Source organism: uncultured Porphyromonas sp., assembly GCF_938023125.1.
GTDB lineage: Bacteria > Bacteroidota > Bacteroidia > Bacteroidales > Porphyromonadaceae > Porphyromonas.
Genome location: NZ_CALHDW010000011.1, coordinates 75,772 through 91,400, shown reverse-complemented (window position 1 = coordinate 91,400; position 15,629 = coordinate 75,772). Strand labels below are relative to the sequence as shown.

The following is a 15,629-nucleotide window of genomic DNA, read 5'->3' as shown; positions in this document are numbered from 1 at the left end:
CTCAGACTTACTGCCCTAAAACAAAAAAACTCTAGGGCAGAAATGCTTCCCATTCTTAGGTGAAAAGAAAATATTTCTTGGGCTAAAACGAAAAATTTTTCAGCCTCCATTTCTTCCGTTTTTCACGGAGAAAGGAGAGGCGAGCACACCTCATGGCATCCCTCAGGCAGGTTGTTCCTCCGCCTACTACGAGCGTGCCCCGCAGAATAAGTCCGAGAAAAGATACTACGGAAAGGGCATTTTGCGTACCTTTGCCTAGAATATATTTAAGATGCAAGATAAAAGAAAAAGATTATGATTACACCCGTATCTAAGACGATTGACCTTGGTGATGGACGTACGATCAAGGTCGAAACGGGAAAATTGGCCAAACAGGCCGACGGTGCCGTTACCGTAACCATGGGCAATACCGTATTGCTCGCAACTGTTTGTGCAGCTGCTGATGCTGCTCCCGATTGCGACTTTATGCCCTTACAAGTAGACTACAAAGAAAAATATTCTGCTGTGGGTCGCTTCCCAGGTGGGTTCACCCGTCGCGAAGGCAAGGCTTCGGATTACGAGATTCTTACCAGCCGCCTTGTAGACCGTGCACTACGCCCCCTATTCCCTGCTGACTATCACGCAGAAGTTTTTGTTAATATAACGTTGTTCTCCGCCGACGGCGTTGATATGCCCGATGCCCTTGCAGGACTCGCAGCGTCGGCTGCTCTTGCCGTATCAGACATTCCCTTCGAAGGCCCCATCAGCGAAGTACGTGTAGCTCGCGTCAATGGTGAGTTCCTCATCAATCCTACCTATGAGCAAGTAGCCAATGCCGATATCGACATGATGGTGGCAGCTACTATCGACAACATCATGATGGTAGAGGGCGAGATGGACGAAGTACAAGAGGCAGATATGCTCGAGGCTATTAAGGTAGCCCATGAGGCCATCAAGAAGCAGTGCCAAGCCCAGCTTGAGCTATCCGAAGCTGTAGGTAAACTCGTTAAGCGTACCTATTGCCACGAAGAAAACGACGACGCTCTCCGCCAGGACGTACACGATAAGTGCTATGCCAAGGCGTACGCCATTGCCACTAGTGGCACAAGCAAACAGGAGCGTACAGCTTCGTTCGAGGCTCTCATTGAGGAATACAAGGCTCAATTCTCAGAAGAGGATTTGGCCGCTAAGAAGTCCATGATTGCTCGCTACTACCACGATGTAGAAAAGGAAGCAATGCGCCGCGCCATCCTCGATGAGGGTAAGCGTCTCGATGGTCGTAAGACAACGGAGATCCGCCCCATCTGGATTGAGACCGACTGCTTGCCCATGCCTCACGGCTCGGCTATCTTCACTCGTGGAGAAACTCAGTCGCTCACAACGGTAACCCTCGGTACCAAGGCCGACGAAAAGTTGGTAGACGATGTACTCTGCCGCTGCAAAGAGCGTTTCCTCCTCCACTATAACTTCCCTCCCTTCTCTACGGGAGAGGCTCGTCCCCAGCGTGCTACAGGTCGCCGCGAGATCGGTCATGGTAACCTCGCTTTCCGTGCCCTCAAGCGTATGATCCCCACAGATTACCCCTATGTAGTACGTGTTATCAGCGATATTCTTGAGTCCAACGGCTCATCATCTATGGCAACGGTTTGTGCCGGTACACTTGCTTTGATGGACGCCGGTGTGCAGATAAAGAAGCCCGTTTCGGGTATTGCCATGGGGCTTATCAGCGAAAATAAGGGAACGAACTATGCCGTTCTCTCCGATATCCTCGGGGACGAAGACCACCTCGGTGATATGGACTTTAAGGTAACGGGTACCCGCGATGGTATCACCGCTACCCAAATGGACATCAAGGTAGACGGCTTGAGCTACGAAATCTTGGAGCGAGCTTTGGCACAAGCTCGTGAGGGCCGTATGCACATCCTCGGCAAGATCGAAGAGGCCATGCCTGCCGTTCGTCCCGACCTCAAGCCCCAAGCTCCACGCATCGAGAAGCTCCGCGTACCCAAAGAGTTTATTGGTGCTATCATTGGCCCTGGTGGTAAGATCATCCAAGGTATCCAAGAAAAGAGCGGTGCTGTGGTGAGCATCGAAGAAATTGATGGCGAAGGTCATGTAGAAATATCTTCTGCCAACAAAGAATCTCTCGACGCAGCTTTGGCTATGGTACGTGGTATCGTGGCTATGCCCGAAGTGGGAGAAGTGTACGACGGTAAGATTACCTCCGTTATGCCCTACGGCTGCTTTGTTGAGTTCCTCCCCGGTAAGGAAGGGTTGCTCCACATCAGCGAAATTGAGTGGCGTCGCTTCGAAAAGATCGAAGACACCAATCTCCACGAAGGCGATAACATCCGCATCCAACTTCTAGAGATCGACCCCAAGACAGGCAAGTTTAAGCTATCGCATCGTGTACTCCTCCCCAAACCCGAAGGGTACGTAGAGCCTGAGCGTCGCCCCCGTCGTGAGGATCGTCCTCGCCGCGAAGAGCGTCGTCCACGCGAAGATCGCAACGATAGCAATCACGACTAAGACGTAATGCTACGAGCTACCCTCCCCAATCTCTAACGCTCTAGGTCCCTAGAGAATTAAGAGAGATAGGAGGGGAAGTTTAGCTCCACTAAGGATAGAAAGAGAGGGGTGCAGCCGCATTTCCTCTCTTTTTTCTATTGTAATAGCACGGTTTCTTTTGCCGCCAGAGCAACAAATAACATCCTAGAGAACAAGGCCTTACCATCACAAAAGAGAAAAGATAAGGAGGAAAACTCACGAAAAAGCAAGGGAGAAAGTATTGCAAGTTACAAATTAAGTAGTACCTTTGCACGGTGATTGGGCGGCAGGTAGTGCTGTAAGAGCTCCTACAATGTAGCCCGAAGAGTCGCTTTTTTGGGTTGAATCGCTAGCTCAGTAGGTAGAGCACAACACTTTTAATGTTGGGGTCCTGGGTTCGAGCCCCAGGCGGTTCACAGAGAGAAACTTCAAGGGAAATCCCTTGGAGTTTTTTTGTATCCGAAGGGATGGATCGGCCCTAGCAAAATAGGGCTCAAGGGAGGGTTAAATCTTGCCTCGCCTCGGGACTCATAACATTGCCCACCCCCTTAGCCCGCAGTCTTCCCCAAAAGATGCTCCGAGGGTCACAATAACTTTTGTACTTTTGTATCCGGAAAGAGGTATTCCTATGCCCCCTCTCGGAGAGACGATTGCGGGGGCTAGCTAGCAAAAATTGCCTCTTCGGAACTTGTCAATCTCTGTAAATACAGCCAGACTCAGCTATGGAACAGCAGAACTTGCAGCAACTCAATGCCGAAATAAAGGCTGAGAGCCGCTTTGTAGAAAAGATAATCACAGGTATGGGACAGACCATCGTGGGTCAGGACCATCTTGTACGAGCCCTCCTTATTGGGCTACTTGCCGATGGGCATATCCTGCTAGAGGGTGTACCCGGGCTTGCCAAAACCCTAGCGATTAAGACGCTGAGCGATCTTATTCGTGCCGACTATAGTCGCATCCAATTTACGCCGGATCTTCTCCCTGCCGACGTGGTGGGCACGATGATGTACAGCCGTAATAAAGAGGAGTTTGTGGTAAAGAAGGGTCCCGTATTTGCCAACTTCGTATTGGCAGATGAGATCAACCGTGCCCCCGCCAAGGTGCAAAGTGCTCTACTCGAGTCGATGCAAGAGCGTCAGGTAACCATCGGAGACACCACCTACCCCCTCCCCAAACCCTTCCTCGTAATGGCTACTCAAAACCCCTTGGAGCAGGAGGGCACCTATCCCCTACCCGAGGCGCAGGTAGATCGTTTTATGCTCAAGGTACACATCGACTACCCCAGCCGAGAAGAGGAGCAGCGCGTTGTTCTCCTCAACATGCAGGGCGCCCTCCCCAAGGCCAGCCCCGTAGTGACCACAGAAGATATACTGCACGCTCGCGAGGTGGTGCGCAAGATCTATGTAGACGATAAGATACTTCGCTACATCGTAGACCTTGTTTTTGCAACACGTGAGCCCGAGAAAGTTGGCTTGGAGAGCCTCCGTCCCATGATCCTTTGTGGGGCATCCCCCAGAGCCTCCATCAACCTATCTCTGGCAGCTCGCGCCTACGCCTTCATAGATGGTAGAGGCTATGTACTCCCCGAGGATGTACGAGCTGTGGCACACGATGTACTCCGCCACCGCATCGCCCTGAGCTACGAAGCCGAAGCCAACGAACTCTCCAGCGATACCATCATTACGGAGATTATAAACAAAGTAGTAGTGCCCTAAGAGGCAAGGATAGGCATTATGCCCACAGATAGTACCCAATCACAATTGCTCCAGAGCGATATATTGCAGCGTGTACGCCGTGTGGAAATCAAGGCGCGTGGCTTGTCGCAGGAGCTTTTTGCAGGAGAATACCACTCGGCGTTCCGCGGTCGGGGTATGGCCTTTAGTGAGGTACGCGAGTACCAAGTGGGCGATGATATACGAGACATTGACTGGAACGTAACGGCTCGCCTCGGAGATCCTTACATCAAAATCTTCGAAGAAGAACGCGAACTGACCGTGATGCTCGCCATTGACATGTCCGCAAGTCTCAACTTTGGTACGCAAGAGGAGACCAAGCGTGAGTTAGTGGCCGAGATTGCCGCTACCCTAGCCTTCTCTGCGATTGAGAACAACGACAAAGTGGGCGTGCTCCTCTTCACCGATACGGTAGAGAAGTATATCCCCCCCGCTAAGGGCAAAAAACATATTCTTTACATCATACGAGAGATATTGCTTTTTAGCCCCCAAGGTCGTGGTACCAACCTAGAGATCCCGCTAACGTACCTCAGCCGCATCGTTAAGAAGCGCTCCACCACGTTTATTATTAGCGACTTTATGACCGATGGCAAGGCAGAAAGCTACCGTAACGCCCTGCGTTTTGCCGCACGTAAGCATGATTTAATCGCCATTGTAGTGCGAGATCCTCGAGAAGAGTCACTGCCAAAAATGGGATTGGTGCAGTTCGAAGACCCCGAGACTGGGGCTACACGCTGGATTGACACCGATTCGAAAAAAGTGCGCCGTGCCTATGCCGAGGGTTTTTCTATGGCACAAGAGGAACGCAGAAACTCCATGAAACTCTATGGTATAGACTATGCCGAAGTAGCTACCGGCGAGGATTTTGTACGCGCTTTGCTCAAAATATTCTCGCACCGCTAGAGGCACATTGAATACGGAGTATCGAGGTTATTGGTTTATGAATCTATACAGACACAACCTATCTAAGCATCTTTGGGGAGTTGTACTACTGCTCTTTGCACTTATCCCTCAAGCCCTACGTGGCCAAGAAGCGAAGATTACAACAAGTATTACTCCGGGCGAAATACTGATAGGCGAGGTCGCTATTATCGATATTGTAATACGCACAAGCGATCTTGAGAACACCTATCTTATAAACCCCATAGACACGGCACAACTCCGTGCCGAGGCGCTCTCGTTTGAGATCACAGACACTATCGACATAGACAATACCACGAAGGAGCTCCATGCTCGCATGGCGGTTACTTCGTTTGACTCAACGCTAGTGGTGATACCGGCCTTCGGGGTACGGGTGGGCGATCAGGAGTCGTTTGCGAACCCCCTTACCCTCAAAGTCAATCTGCCCAAGGTGGATATGGAGCACCCCGATCAGTTCAACGACATCAAAGGGGTATGGGATCTTCCCTACACGTGGGGCGAAATACTCCTCATGGCTCTACCTTGGTTGCTAGGCGTACTCATCTTGCTTGGAGCCTTTTTTAGCTACAAATACTACCGCCGCCGCAAGGCAAGGCTCGCGCTACGGCCTGATCCGCCGGCTCCCGCTCCCTCCCTTTCGGTGTTACAACGCTACGAAATGGCTCTCGACGCCCTCAATGCCCGGCACCTACCGGAGCAGGGATTGCAACGAGAGTACTATACAGAGCTTGATGTTCTCTCCCGTACCTTCGTACGTACCACCACCGGGATAGATACCCTGGAGATGACCTCGAGACAACTCGTTCGGGCGCTTATCAAAGCCGGATTCCGCTCTCTTGTGGACGATCAGAAGCTCGATGAACTCACAGAAAGAGTGGATCTTGCCAAGTTTGCCAAGGTAGTCTACACCCCTAGCGAAGCCGAGAGTGATAGCAAACATTGGCTCCGTGTGGCGCAAGCCCTCTACCAAGCAACGCAAGAGCAGGCAGGCGCAACGGAGAAAGAAAAGAAGGGAGGCAACGCATGACATTTGTCCATCCATCGTTCCTTTGGGCACTCCTGCTCATTCCTCTTCTCACGGCCGCTTACATTCTTTTGTTGCAAAAGCGCTATGCGACCCTCGTACTATCGGCTTTTTATAGGCTCAAGTCGGGTGGGCTCCGTACGCACCTTAGGCATCTCCCCTTCGCCTTAGAAATGCTGGCTCTAGGCGCCCTAATCGTTGCTCTAGCACGCCCGCAAAACACCAATAGTTGGCAAAAAGACAATGTAGAGGGGATAGATATTATGCTCGCTATAGATGCTTCCGGCAGTATGATGGCCATGGACTTGCAGCCCAACCGCTTCGTTGCGGCTGTGGAGGTAGCTCAGAAGTTCATCGGCAATCGACCCAACGACAATATCGGACTTGTGATGTTTGCCGGAGAGAGCTTCACCCAATGCCCTCTAACCACCGACCACGCTACCCTCCTCAATCGCCTATCCGAGGTAGAGATCGGTTACCTCGAAGATGGTACCGCCATAGGGCTGGGTATTGCCACGGCATGCAACCGACTCAAAGAGAGTCACGCCAAGAGCAAAATCATTGTACTCCTAACCGACGGTACCAACAACGCAGGAAGCATTGCGCCGGCTATGGCAGCCTCTCTGGCAGAAAGCCTGGGAATACGCATCTACACAGTGGCTGTCGGCACTCGTGGCGAGGCTCCCTACCCCCACGAAACCGCCTTTGGCACCGTGATCGACAACGTAAAGGTGGAGATCGACGAAGCCTCTCTCAAAGAGATCGCTCAGACCACGGGCGGCTCCTACTTCCGCGCTACCGACAACGAAAGTCTCAATCAGATCTACGACGAAATTGACTCTCTGGAGAAAAGCAAACTGATGACCCAAAACTTCAAAGCCTACGAGGAGCGTTACTTTGGTTGGGTTGTAGCGGCACTCCTTCTGCTCCTCATGTCCTTTGTTCTTCGCTGTACTTATCTCCGTACCAATCCCTAGTCGCCCCAAGTAGTATCGCTATGTACTTTGTCCAACCCGAGTATTTCTATTTACTCTTTATACTGATTCCTCTTGTCTTGCTGGCACAATGGGGCTACCGCTCACGACGAAGGTCTCAGCGTCAATTTGCCCAAGTACCCCTACTCAAAGCCCTCAAGCCCGAGGCATCTACCCTGCGCCGTATTGTTCGCAACGGGCTTATGCTTCTATCCATAGCCTGCCTCGTAGCCGCACTGGCACGCCCACAACTGCAAGAACGCAAGGAAAATCCGGGAGAAGCTAAAGGTATAGAAGCCATGATTGCTCTGGACATCTCCAACTCCATGCTAGCGGAGGATCTCTCGCCCAACAGACTTCAATTTGCCAAACTAACCATCCATCGGCTCCTCGACTACCTAGCCGAGAGCAAAGTGGGAGTCGTGGTATTTGCCGGCAATGCTTACATGCAGCTCCCCATCACTACCGACCTGGCTATGGCCAAAAAGATGGTCGATGATGCCAATCCCGACATGCTATCGAACCAAGGGACCGCCATTGCTTCTGCCATAGATCTCTCGCTAGGATCCTTCTCAGACCGCCACGATGTGGGCAAAGCCATCATCCTATTTACCGATGGCGAAAACCATGAGGGCGATGCTCTAGAGGCGGCAAAAAAAGCCAAGAGCCAAGGCGTAAAGGTATATACCATTGCCGTTGGTAGCGAAGAGGGAGCCCCCATTCCTCAAGACAATGGCTACCTAATGGACGAAGAAGGAAAGATGGTACTCTCAAAGAGTAATCCCGAGATGTGCAAAGAGATAGCACAAGCCGGCGATGGCGGGATGCTCGTAGGCAAGAGCGTTTCCTCGCTCTCCTCCAAAATATACGATGAGCTAAAAAAGCTCCCACAAGCCGTAGTAAATGCCTCCACAGAGACCAAACACGAGCTATTCGGATGGTTTGTTTTTGCGGCATTGCTGCTCCTTGTCGCTATGGAGTGCATCCAGTTGCGCAAAAATAGGCTCCTTGCCAGACTTAGACTTTTTGATCGAACATGAAAAAGTTGTTCCCTATTTTCTATATAGCTGCCCTACTAGTATTTGCCCTTCCGGCAGAGGGGCAACAGAAGGTCCGCACGGCCATTCGCAAGGGACATAGCGCTCTCAAAAAAGAGGAGTATGCCACGGCAGAGACAGCCTACCGCAAGGCATTAGCTCAAGACAGCACCCTTGCCATTGGTCACTATTCGCTCGGCAATGCTCTCTACAAACAGGGCAAGTACAAAGAGGCTCTTGAGGAGTATGGTCGTATCCAGCCGGAGCATCTGGAGGATGTGAATCAAGCGGCACAGCTTTTCCACAATATGGGCAACGCCCAGCTCCAGCAGAAGAAATTTGCCGAGGCGGCCGAGAGTTTCAAACAATCTCTGCGCCTTAATCCAACGGATGATGAGACGCGCTACAACCTTGCTCTAGCTCTCAAGCAGATCCCTCCCGAGGACAAAAACAAGGGCGGAGGTGCCCAAAATCAACCTCAACCCCAACCGCAGGAGCAAAAGCCTCAGCCCCAAAAAGAACAAAACAAGGAGCAGGGAAAACCCGAACAGCCGCAGAAGAATGAAAAAATAGACCCCAAAACGGCAGAAAAAATCCTCGACGCCTACCAGCAAGACGAAGACGAGAGCAGGAAACGCTACGAGGCAAGACGCCAGCAGGGGCAACAGCAACGCCAAGACAAGAATAAGAAAAGATGGTAACCCCACATCGCCCCATACGTAGCAAGCTATTGTGCTTTTGGCTCCCGCTCATTGTGCTTTTGAGCTGGTTACCACAGAGTACTTTGGCTCAAACGACCTTCCGAGTAGAGGCCCCTAGCGCCGTCTCGCTATCGGAGAAAATCCGTGTACAATTCATCCTCCAAAACGGAGATGGAACCGATTTCACAGCACCTGAGGTAGAAGGGGCTTCGGTGCTCTTTCCCCCGAGCAATGCGGTCTCCAAAGCCAACATCAACGGAAGAATAAGTGTCACCTACACCGGCACCTACCTTGCAGAGCGCACGGGGACCGTCCGTATAGGTAAGGCCTCTATCAAGGTAAAAGGTAAAACCTACTACACACAGCCCCTCAATATCCGCATCTTATCCGACGATAAAAACGGAGGGAAAAGCCAGAGTCAAGTATCGAAGGCTACGGATATGTTTATCCGTGCTACTCCCTCTAAGACTACGGCTTACGAGCAAGAGGCGATACTCGTTACCTACAAACTCTATACACGCAATGCCAATATCGACTTCGAGAACGTCAAATTCCCCGAGTACGATGGCTTCATAGAGCAACCTATCGAGCGCAGTCGCAACGTACAACTCTCACTAGAGCAATTCAACGGCAAGAACTATTACAGTGCCGTCTTGCACCAAACGCTCATCTTCCCGCAGCGTAGCGGTTCGCTCAGCATACCCCAAGGGGAGTTCGATCTCGTAGCCGCGGTGGAACAGAAAATAGACAACGAAGACGACTACTTCGGCATCTCCTCCATCAGTCAGGTGCGCAAGAAAATACTCAGCCCTGCCATCCCCCTCAACATACGAGAGCTACCGAAGCCAGCTCCCGAGGGCTTCGATGGGGCGGTGGGTCACTTCTCCATCAAAGTAGAGGTACCCGATCGCAACGAGATCAAGACCAACGAACAGATGACCATAAGGCTCACGATCTCAGGGCGTGGGAACCTAAAACTCATCACCACCCCCACGATACAATGGCCCGATAGCTTCGAAGCCTTCGACCCCAAGAGCGAAGCAAACCTACAAGCCACAACCGACGGAGTGGTAGGCACCCGCACCATTGATTACTATGCCGTGCCTCGCAATGTTGGGGATTTCACCCTACCTGCCATCCGACTTGTCTACTTCGACCCCCAAACCAATAAGTACGAAACCGTAGCGACCGCCCCCATCACCCTCAAGGTGGCAAAGGGAGAAAGCACGGGACTGTACGACCAAAATAGCCATACCGATGTGGAGCTTCTCAGTAACGATATAGCTCGGCTCAAAAACCTAAAGGAGGGAGACTCGGGGAGCATACTCCACTTTATGGGTAACGTGTGGTACCTTGCCATCTATTGCTTTATAGCTCTGCTCTCGATACTCTTTGCTTGGGGCTACCGCCGTCACTTGGCAAAAGAAAAAGATGTGGTAGGCAAGAGACTTCGCGGAGCTGCCAAAGTGGCTCAGAAACACCTGGCCAAAGCTCAAACGTTGCTGACCGAGGGGTCCGATGCTGACTTCTACCAAGCCATCCTGGCAGCACTACAAGGCTACATCGCAGATAAGCTCCTCCTGGATCAAAGTCAACTCAGCCGGCAACAGATTGCCGCTAAGCTACAGGCGGCACAATACCCCCAAGAGACCATAAACTCGCTAATGGAGACGCTCTCGCAGGCCGAGTTTGCCCGCTTTGCACCCGACGCCTCCTCACTACAACGGCAAGAAATACTACACAAAGCTCACGAGGCAATAGAAGCAATAGAAAGCGCTAAAAGTACCATCCGATGAAAAGATTTCTCCTCCTCATCTGCCTATTTGTCTCCATGCTTGCCCACGCCCAAAACAGCGCCGGCGTAATGCCCAACGAAGCGGAGCTCAAGGCGCTATACGACAAAGAGCAATACACCCAGGCAATAGCGGGCTACCGAGAGCTACTCCTAGCCTCCGAGTCGGCTCCCTCCGCCGCCCTATACTACAATTTGGGCAATGCCTATTACCGCAATGGAGAGCTGGGTTGGGCTATCCTCTCTTACGAACGTGCCCTCCGACTTGCCCCTAGAGACAAATACGTACAGCACAACCTACAGATTGCTGCAAGCCAAACCACCGACCGCTTGGAGTACTACACCTCCTATTCGCAAAGCGTATGGCACTCTATCTGCTATGCCCTACCGCCCACGGCATGGATGGTGATCTCACTCTTCCTTTTTATCCTCTTGGCAGTTGCCATCCTAGCCTTCGTTTTCATGCGAAAGAAGGTGATACGGCAGGTAGCGTTCTATACGAGTTTGGCAAGTCTGGTGCTATTTATTTTTTGTGGATTCGTGACCCGAAGCCTTATACACAACTATCGGGATGGAAGCGAAGCTATCGTCATAGAGGGGCAAGTAGCGGCCAAAAGCGCACCTTCGGGGGCTACGACCACCCTATTTGTACTGCACGAGGGAAGTAAAATAAAGCTCGAAGACCTCCCCGAAGAGAACGGACAAGTAGCCATTACCCTACCTGATGGGACACTCGGATGGGTCTCTTCTAAGGCTCTACTAGCCATCTATCCCTTCTCTCTAAATCCCTAAAACTCCACTGCCTACTATGCTTGATCAATTGGTCCTCTGGGAGCGTGAGCTTTTTCTTGCCCTCAACAGTCCCCACAGCCCCTACCTAGATGCGTTCTTTCACCTCATCTCGGCTCGATGGACTTGGACGGCAGTAATCGTTGCCCTCATTGCTTGGCTATTCTACAAACGCCCTGCCAAAGAGGCTCTCTTTTTCATCGGCATTGTAGCGCTAATGATCGCCTTTACAGATCAAGAGACCTCTAGTTTAATCAAACCGCTCTGCGCCCGATTGCGCCCTACCCATCACCCCTATACAAAGGATTTGGTGCTGAATGCATATGAGAACCTAGGCGGCGGATTTGGATTTGTCTCGGGGCATGCTGCCAATTTTATGGCTATTGCGCTATTCACCGCTCTCGCCTTTCGCGATCGTTGGTACTCTATTATTGTCTTTTCCCTCGCGGTAATTGTAGTCTATAGTCGCATTTATTTGGGGATGCACTTTATCACGGATGTAGTGCCGGGTAGCCTTATTGGGTTGCTTAATGGATGGATTTTCTTTTTGTTGTACCGCTGGGTACGTGCTAAGTGGATGCCGCGGCCTCACCCACGCGCTCCCCACGAAGCCTTTCGGGCAACCCTGCCTATTTGGCGAGGGGTACTGGTAGGATACCTCTTTTTCCTGCTCTTCTTCGCCCAAGAGGTAGTCAAGATCCTGCAACAAACCCACTACTACTAATCTTCTCCCCCAAGCCCACCTCGAGCACTCTCCCCTCGTGGGAGCTCCCTATTTCTGTCCTCTTCTAAAGAAGCCCCTCACGAGAGCAAAACCCCTCACGAGGAGGTGAATTCTGCCGACGAGGGCTACCACTCGAAAACTCTAGGGCTAAAACAAAAAACTTCCTGCCTAAAATCAAAACATTTTCCACCCAAAAGTCTCACCCAAAATCAGCTGAAAATGCCTCCTCTTTTCAGCTGGTTTCGGATTGGAAATCAAGCAGGCTTTTTTGAGTATCTTTGTGGGAAAGCTAAACGCAAGAGATGAAGAATCAGACCCTCCCAAGCCCCTCGGCCTCCCCATCGGAGACCGCTCAACCGCAAGACGACGTATTTGAAGCCGGAGCTATCCGCATACGAGGAGCACGTGTACACAACCTAAAAGACATAGATGTAGACATACCCCGTCACAAGCTTTCTGTTGTCACGGGGCTGAGTGGTAGTGGTAAAAGTTCTCTTGTATTTGACGTACTTCTTGCCGAGGGGCAACGCCGATATATCGATACCTTTTCGGCCTATGCACGTAGCTTTATTGGCTCCTCTAGCCGCCCCGAGGTGGAGAGTATCGATGGGCTCAGTCCCGTAGTCTCCATTGAGCAAAAGACGGCCTCCAATAACCCTCGCTCCACAGTGGGCACTGTTACCGAGATCTACGATTTTCTCCGTCTTCTCTACGCCCGAGTGGCCACTCCTTATAGCTACATCACAGAGAAGCCCATGCAGAAGTACAGCGAAGCCGAGCTCATCGACTTTGTGATGCAAGATTTTTCCGGTAAAGCGGTAGAGATTCTTGCCCCCGTAGTGAAAGATCGCAAGGGGCATTACCGAGAGTTGTTCGAAGATCTTCGCAAAAAAGGCTTCGTACATGTCTATGCCGATGGCGAACTGATTGAGCTTTATCCCGGGTTAAAACTTGACCGCTACAGCAAGCACTACATTGCTGTACTCATTGATAAATTCGTGGTAAAAGAGGAGGCCCGAGAGAGACTAACCCAAGCCGTTTCACTTGCCCTAAGGCAGGGTGATGGCATGCTCGACATTCGCCAAAGAGGGGACGAGCAACTGCGACACCTCTCCACCAAACTGATGGATACGGAGAGTGGTATCGCCTATCCCGAGGTAAGCCCTGCCACGTTCTCCTTCAACTCCCCCCAAGGTTGCTGCCCTACCTGCCGAGGGCTAGGGCATGTAAGTAGCGTAGATAACAGCAAGTTAGTGCCCGATCCTAAGCTGAGTATCCTCAAAGGGGGGATAAAACCCCTCACACCGGCAGCCGTTAAATACTATAGCGAAGCACTCAAACGCATCTTAGAACCGTACGAACTCGACCTCAACAGCCCTGTGGGAGAGATCCCCGAGGAGGTAATGGATACGCTACTCTACGGCGAGTCGCACGAAGAGAGAGGCGGCAAGAGCGACCGATTTGAGGGCGTAATTGATGCTATCATCATGGAAGCCAACCGTGACGAAGCTACCGAACTGACTCGCCGATGGGCGGAGCAATTCCTCGTAACAGCCCCCTGCCCCCTGTGCCACGGCAAGAGGCTCAATACCATTGCTCAGCATTACCGCATTGGCAAGTGGCCCATACACGAGCTATCCAACCTCGACCTCAACGAGCTGCTCGACCTCTTGCCCCAAATCCACCAAGCGATTCCCGAAAAATTACAGCCCGTAGGGCATGAGATCCTAAAGGAGATAGAGGTACGCATTCGCTTCCTCCTCGATGTGGGGTTATACTACCTGAGCTTAGGGCGTTCTGCCTCCTCCCTCTCGGGCGGAGAGAGCCAGCGCATCCGACTAGCCACCCAAATTGGTACCGGACTGGTGGAGGTTCTCTACCTCCTAGACGAGCCGGGCATCGGACTGCACCCCAGCGACAATCAGCGGCTCATAACCTCCCTCAAAAAACTGCGGGACGGAGAGAATACCGTAGTGGTAGTGGAGCACGACCGAGAGATGATGCTGGCTGCCGATTACTTAATCGATATGGGCCCCGGAGCAGGACGCCTGGGAGGCAACGTCGTATTCTCGGGAGTGCCCCAACAACTACCCCATGCCCACTCCTTCACGGCTGACTATCTGAATGGAATAAAGCGAATTGAGGTGCCCTCCACGCGGCGGAAAGGGAATGGGAAGAGCATCACCCTACAAGGGGCAACGGGCAATAATCTGAAGAATGTAACGGTGCAAATCCCCCTTGGTACCTTCATTTGTGTCACAGGAGTATCGGGTAGCGGCAAGAGTTCGCTCATCAATAGTACCCTCGTACCCCTACTTTCGAGGCAACTCTACCACTCCAAACGCGAACCCCTCCCCTATCAATCTATCGAAGGGGTGAAGAATATCGACAAACTGGTAGTAGTAGATCAATCCCCTCTTGGGCGCACCCCTCGTAGCAACCCGGCTACTTATACGGGGCTATTTACCGAGATTCGCAAGATATTTGTAGCCCTACCGGAGAGCAAAGCTCGCGGCTACAAACCGGGGAGATTCTCCTTCAATGTAGCCGGAGGGAGGTGCGAAGCCTGCAAAGGGAATGGCTATCGTACCCTCGAAATGAACTTCTTACCCAACGTGACTATCCCCTGCGAAGTGTGCCATGGCAAGCGTTATACTCGAGAAACACTGGAGGTACGCTATAGGGGCAAAACCATTGCCGATGTGCTGGAGATGACCATAAACCAAGCCGCCGAATTCTTTGAGAATATTCCCCAATTGCACCGCCGTCTGGAGGTTATGCGCAAGGTGGGGCTAGGGTACATCAAGCTAGGGCAGCCCTCCACCACCCTTTCGGGGGGCGAAAGTCAGCGTGTAAAGCTATCCGAGGAACTCACCAAAAAGGATACCGGCAATACGTTGTACATCCTAGACGAACCCACTACGGGGCTACACTTTGAGGATATTAGGGTACTGCTATCTCTCGTGAATCAACTTGTGGACAAAGGGAATACCGTGCTGATTATTGAGCATGACTTGGATGTAATCAAGAGTGCGGACCATCTCATCGAGATGGGGTCCGAGGGCGGTCGAGGGGGCGGCAGGCTGCTCTTTGCCGGCACCCCCGAAGAGATGGTAGCCCGTTACCCCGAGGGCAAGACCTCACCCTTCCTTACCCCTCTCCTGCAGTAGAGATGCGCCCCTTGTATTTCAATATGATTTTATACCTTTGGCACAAGGGAATTTAATAGTGTATTTCCCGATATGATTTAGTACCAAATTAGTAGTATGGTATTATGAAAAGAATCTGTTTTTCATGTGTTGTCACCCTTTGTACAATGTTGTTTGTTATGAGTTCTTCTTGCTCTAAAGACAACTCGCTTAAACTGCCAGAAGAAAAAATCGAAAGTAGCGAATTGGTACAGAAAGA

At 51.6% G+C, this 15,629-nt stretch carries 11 protein-coding genes and 1 tRNA gene; all 12 read left to right on the top strand.

Annotation, left to right across the window (positions count from 1 at the left end):
• The first annotated feature begins 294 nt into the window (after nucleotides 1-294).
• The 12 genes from Q0090_RS03310 to uvrA all read left to right on the top strand — a co-directional run bounded on the left by Q0090_RS03310 (nucleotide 295) and on the right by uvrA (nucleotide 15,391).
• Complete coding sequence (locus Q0090_RS03310; RefSeq protein WP_297947425.1) at nucleotides 295-2,508, top strand: polyribonucleotide nucleotidyltransferase; 2,214 nt, start codon at nucleotides 295-297, stop codon at nucleotides 2,506-2,508.
• Nucleotides 2,509-2,869: 361 nt separating this feature from the next.
• Nucleotides 2,870-2,942 (top strand) — tRNA-Lys (locus Q0090_RS03305).
• A 306-nt stretch (nucleotides 2,943-3,248) separates the two neighbouring features.
• Nucleotides 3,249-4,241, top strand: coding sequence for a MoxR family ATPase (locus Q0090_RS03300; protein ID WP_297947423.1), 993 nt, complete (start codon nucleotides 3,249-3,251; stop codon nucleotides 4,239-4,241).
• An 18-nt stretch (nucleotides 4,242-4,259) separates the two neighbouring features.
• The gene (locus Q0090_RS03295) at nucleotides 4,260-5,162 is read left to right on the top strand and encodes a DUF58 domain-containing protein (protein ID WP_297947421.1); all 903 of its coding nucleotides are present in this window, start codon (nucleotides 4,260-4,262) and stop codon (nucleotides 5,160-5,162) included.
• A gap of 37 nt (nucleotides 5,163-5,199) precedes the next feature.
• Nucleotides 5,200-6,207, top strand: a complete 1,008-nt coding sequence (locus Q0090_RS03290) for a hypothetical protein (protein WP_297947419.1) — start codon at nucleotides 5,200-5,202, stop codon at nucleotides 6,205-6,207.
• Nucleotides 6,204-7,181 (top strand): VWA domain-containing protein, encoded by a 978-nt coding sequence (locus Q0090_RS03285; RefSeq protein WP_297947417.1) that lies wholly within the window; start codon nucleotides 6,204-6,206, stop codon nucleotides 7,179-7,181. The genes Q0090_RS03290 and Q0090_RS03285 overlap by 4 nt, the downstream gene beginning before the upstream one ends.
• Nucleotides 7,182-7,201: 20 nt before the next feature.
• A complete protein-coding gene (locus tag Q0090_RS03280; RefSeq protein WP_297947415.1) occupies nucleotides 7,202-8,218 on the top strand; it encodes a VWA domain-containing protein in 1,017 nt (338 codons plus the stop codon).
• Nucleotides 8,215-8,916, top strand: coding sequence for a tetratricopeptide repeat protein (locus Q0090_RS03275; protein WP_297947413.1), 702 nt, complete (start codon nucleotides 8,215-8,217; stop codon nucleotides 8,914-8,916). Before Q0090_RS03280 ends, Q0090_RS03275 begins: the two co-directional genes overlap by 4 nt.
• Entirely contained in the window at nucleotides 8,910-10,712 is a 1,803-nt protein-coding gene (locus Q0090_RS03270) for a BatD family protein (RefSeq protein WP_297947411.1), read from the top strand. Before Q0090_RS03275 ends, Q0090_RS03270 begins: the two co-directional genes overlap by 7 nt.
• Entirely contained in the window at nucleotides 10,709-11,500 is a 792-nt protein-coding gene (locus tag Q0090_RS03265; protein ID WP_297947410.1) for a tetratricopeptide repeat protein, read from the top strand. Before Q0090_RS03270 ends, Q0090_RS03265 begins: the two co-directional genes overlap by 4 nt.
• 16 nt (nucleotides 11,501-11,516) lie before the next feature.
• Nucleotides 11,517-12,221, top strand: coding sequence for a phosphatase PAP2 family protein (locus Q0090_RS03260; protein ID WP_297947408.1), 705 nt, complete (start codon nucleotides 11,517-11,519; stop codon nucleotides 12,219-12,221).
• A 302-nt stretch (nucleotides 12,222-12,523) separates the two neighbouring features.
• A complete protein-coding gene (uvrA, locus tag Q0090_RS03255; protein WP_297947406.1) occupies nucleotides 12,524-15,391 on the top strand; it encodes an excinuclease ABC subunit UvrA in 2,868 nt (955 codons plus the stop codon).
• The last annotated feature ends 238 nt before the right edge of the window (nucleotides 15,392-15,629 follow it).

Coding starts and splice junctions, on each gene's coding strand:
- Q0090_RS03310 (WP_297947425.1), top strand. CDS start 295: ATGATTACACCCGTATCTAAGACGATTGACCTTGGTGATGGACGTACG.
- Q0090_RS03300 (WP_297947423.1), top strand. CDS start 3,249: ATGGAACAGCAGAACTTGCAGCAACTCAATGCCGAAATAAAGGCTGAG.
- Q0090_RS03295 (WP_297947421.1), top strand. CDS start 4,260: ATGCCCACAGATAGTACCCAATCACAATTGCTCCAGAGCGATATATTG.
- Q0090_RS03290 (WP_297947419.1), top strand. CDS start 5,200: ATGAATCTATACAGACACAACCTATCTAAGCATCTTTGGGGAGTTGTA.
- Q0090_RS03285 (WP_297947417.1), top strand. CDS start 6,204: ATGACATTTGTCCATCCATCGTTCCTTTGGGCACTCCTGCTCATTCCT.
- Q0090_RS03280 (WP_297947415.1), top strand. CDS start 7,202: ATGTACTTTGTCCAACCCGAGTATTTCTATTTACTCTTTATACTGATT.
- Q0090_RS03275 (WP_297947413.1), top strand. CDS start 8,215: ATGAAAAAGTTGTTCCCTATTTTCTATATAGCTGCCCTACTAGTATTT.
- Q0090_RS03270 (WP_297947411.1), top strand. CDS start 8,910: ATGGTAACCCCACATCGCCCCATACGTAGCAAGCTATTGTGCTTTTGG.
- Q0090_RS03265 (WP_297947410.1), top strand. CDS start 10,709: ATGAAAAGATTTCTCCTCCTCATCTGCCTATTTGTCTCCATGCTTGCC.
- Q0090_RS03260 (WP_297947408.1), top strand. CDS start 11,517: ATGCTTGATCAATTGGTCCTCTGGGAGCGTGAGCTTTTTCTTGCCCTC.
- uvrA (WP_297947406.1), top strand. CDS start 12,524: ATGAAGAATCAGACCCTCCCAAGCCCCTCGGCCTCCCCATCGGAGACC.